The following is a 337-nucleotide window of genomic DNA, read 5'->3' on the forward strand; positions in this document are numbered from 1 at the left end:
TTGATTAGAATTCGACATTTTGTTTTAAATGGGAGGCTTATTATGAAACCTCCTTCTTTACAAGCAGGAGAGCATGGAACTTGGATTGCTACAACCGATAAATCTCTTACCGGATATCCCGTAATTAGTGGTACCTTGCCCCCTGTTGGAGTCTTTTTAACATCGAATATACTTAGTCAGCTACAGCAGAATAATGTAAGATTTTAGGTTTAAATGGAAGAAATGTAAAACGAACCTCCTTTTTTGTTTTTCGATACATTTCCAAGATTAAATTTCCTGTGACAAAACAAACTAATTACAAAGTTATTTGAGGTGTCTCATGAGAAAAGGTCAATCT

Annotated in this window: 1 pseudogene; it reads left to right on the forward strand. The window is 34.7% G+C overall.

The features are described from left to right. Positions 1 to 207 (forward strand): annotated as a pseudogene (locus WD019_RS21800) (hypothetical protein); the annotation flags it as partial. Between the last annotated feature and the right edge of the window lie 130 nt (positions 208 to 337).

Origin of the sequence: Fictibacillus sp. Mic-4, assembly GCF_049843615.1 — a bacterium.
GTDB classification, from domain to species: Bacteria; Bacillota; Bacilli; order Bacillales; family Fictibacillaceae; genus Fictibacillus_A; species Fictibacillus_A gelatini.